Source organism: Nonomuraea zeae (assembly GCF_005889725.1).
GTDB classification, from domain to species: domain Bacteria; phylum Actinomycetota; class Actinomycetes; order Streptosporangiales; family Streptosporangiaceae; genus Nonomuraea; species Nonomuraea zeae.
The window spans coordinates 1-2,822 of the sequence record NZ_VCKX01000582.1; the positions used below are offsets into that span (position 1 = coordinate 1).

Sequence of the window (2,822 nt, forward strand, 5' to 3'; positions counted from 1 at the left end):
CACCCTCATCGACGCCCGCCCACTCCTGGAAAACGATGGCTACAACCCCGCACCGGCCACAATCCGCTACCGGAACGCAGCCGCGCTCCTCGCCTCCATCTCGCCGTGTTGATCCTTTACGGCTTCAGTACATCGAGCAGCAGAACCGGCCGGTCTGAGCGGGGTGGACGCCGGTCCGCCTGGCGGCGAATCGGCTGTCCTCGCCCCACTACGCGGGACAGTCGGCTTCACCCCCGGCCTGAAGGCCGGAGCACTACCGACGATTCTGGTAGCAAATACGGCGAGCGATTCGCCGCCCGCAAACCCCTCCAGAACGACTATCGCCAGGTCGGCCGCGGGCACAGGGCGCAATACCGCGTGTGGGCCGGAGAGTGTTACAACATGAACACCGACAAGCGCACCAGGAGCTTCAAACAGCGCGAGTGGTATCTGGCCAAACCTCAGATCCTCATCGTCGACGGCTGGAACATTCCCACTCTGGCGGACATCGTCGCGCGAGCCACGTGGCGCTGACCTGCACCCAGCCCGTTGACATGAGCGAAGCGCGTCGGCGCTCGACAGCGCGATCCTTGCATGGAAGCTTTCGGTGCGCGGTGCTCGCTGTACGCCTCACAGAACCTGCGACTGCCAACCGATACAGACGGACAAAGGCTCGAAAAAGTGTTGGAACTGGCAGGAATCTGTCTTGTGTACGCGATGGGTGCACCCTGATGATGGATACGCCCCCGGGGGGCATGCAGGGAATCTAGGGTGTCGCCGAACGTCTCGCTCTGTACGAGCGAGACGTTCGCCCCTCGGTGTATGGTGGCCGGGCCGACTGGCCGCTGATACCGCACCTTCCCCCGCTCCTGCGCATCGCCGCTCGCGTGGGCGGTGGTGATGACGTCGTCGAGCGCCTCGAGCGCCTCGAACATCCCGCCACATCCGACACCGCAGCCGAAGCCGGATATCGCCCAGGTAGGGGATGAAGTACAGCCGGATGTGCGCCTCGTACGAGCGGCGGGTGATGGCGTCGATCTTCCGCTTGCGGCGCAGGAACTCCTGCATCCACTCGGCAACCGTGACCGTGGGGTTGAGGTCCTGGCGGGTGCGGACCTTGCGCCGGACCTCTTCCACCGGCGGCAGCGCCTTGGTGTCCTTGAGCATGGACAGCAGCAGCTCGGTGACCTTCCGCTGGATGTGCGGGTCCTCATCCAGCGCCAGCCGCGCCCGGGCACGCTCCAGCTCGGCCTCGACCTCCTCCAGCGTCGCGAAACCGCGACGGCGCAGCGGGTTACGCCACCGCCCGTCCGCGTGCGGCGGCAGCTCCAGCTGATAGGCCCACCGGCCATGGGTGCTCCTCCACCGCTCCCCGCCGCCCGGGCGGCGCAGCTTCAGACAGGCTTTGCCCAGTCTCTTGCCGGTCTCCGCGTCCCGGCAGGAACATGTCTTGAAGGTGGTTCCATTCATCGTCGCTGTCGCGCCTCTCCTCTTGTTCGCTGATCTCGCGTCGCCGCTTGCCCGACGCCGCACTTCCTGCGGCCTGCCCCTGTGCCGCCGCCTAGGACTGCCAATGCGGTATCGCCCGGGAGGGACGCCACCGGCGGCCTTGCGCACCGGGCCGATCCCCGCGCGGATCCCCGCGCAGCGACTCAGGGTGGGGCATGCATGCCGCGCCCCAGACCGAATGGCGGCCCCTGCCGGCCCGCACAGGCCCGTAGGGGGCGCAGCGGGCCGCAGCGGGACGGTCGGGGCCACCGATTGGCCGGAGCGATCGGTATCAACGCCCACCTTCACCGCCCACGTCAAGCGATATCAACTGGTCACATGTCCCGGCCCACGTGCAGGCTCCGCCTGGGTGCACTGTCGGTATGGCGTGATGCAAGGAGACCGACCTCACGCACATGGCCAGCCTCTTGCATCCATGGCGGCTTCGCTGCCGCCGCGGCGGATGAAGGCATGAGGGTTCGGCGAAGCGGGTGGAATGTACTTGTCAGCATCATCGTCCCGATCCGGCGGACGAGCTTATCCCGGTCACTTACCTACATACCGACCCGAAGAGTCGAATCAGGACAGTGCGGCAGGCCAACCTTCGGTCAACCTGCCAGGAAGACCCGCTCCCAGGGACCCAGGCAATCAACGGCCACACGTGATCCCAAAAGCGTGGCATTCAAGGACAAACCGAGTCATGCACGCTCCTGTGCCGTGCCACTACTCGTGTACTGGCTCTCACCTGGGATGCAGGAGATCGCTAAGCCGCTCGTCGATACTGATTGATCAATCCCGAGACAGCCTTGGTCCGTCGAACCGGCACCCTCATATCGATCACCCGGCCGGGCTCGTGCGCTGGCGGCTTCTGATCCCCTCCAGGATGTACGGGCTGGCGCGGTACGTCCGGGAGGGGCGCTACATGTTCCTCGAGGAGGGCATACTCGACCCCTCGATTGAAGGGCCCTGGATGGGTACGCCGACTGGGGAGGGAGACGGCTCGCCGTACTATCTTCTAGATCATAGGCGTGACCGCGAGATCGGTCAGAGCTTGATCCGCACGAGGTTGCGGGCCTTGAGCGTGTAGAGGGTGTGGCCGTCCAGTGAGGCGGCCAGCATCGGGTCACCGTACGTCTGGGCGGCCAGGCCGGACACGACCGTGGAGACCGTCATCGTCCCGGTGTCGAGGCGGTAGACCTCCTTGCCGTCGGTGCCGTAGATCTTGCCCGCGGCCTGGATCAGCGTGCCGGTTCCTCCGGCCGTCACCGGAACCGGGACGGTCCTGGTGACCTTCTTGCTCCAGGGGTCGAACTCGAAGGCGACGCCGGTGGAGGCGATGCCGTACAGCTTGCCCC

2 protein-coding genes and 1 pseudogene are annotated in these 2,822 nt (G+C 66.1%); 1 reads left to right on the plus strand and 2 read right to left on the minus strand.

What is annotated here, in order from left to right; translation table 11 throughout:
• Positions 1-381: 381 nt before the first annotated feature.
• Complete coding sequence (locus ETD85_RS67185; protein ID WP_276617429.1) at positions 382-513, plus strand: hypothetical protein; 132 nt, start codon at positions 382-384, stop codon at positions 511-513.
• Positions 514-609: 96 nt separating this feature from the next.
• On the opposite strand, the gene ETD85_RS61390 is transcribed toward ETD85_RS67185, so the two are convergent.
• Entirely contained in the window at positions 610-1,449 is an 840-nt protein-coding gene (locus ETD85_RS61390; RefSeq protein ID WP_138698953.1) for a hypothetical protein, read from the minus strand.
• Positions 1,450-2,511: 1,062 nt separating this feature from the next.
• Positions 2,512-2,822, minus strand: a pseudogene (locus ETD85_RS64240) (PQQ-binding-like beta-propeller repeat protein); the annotation flags it as partial.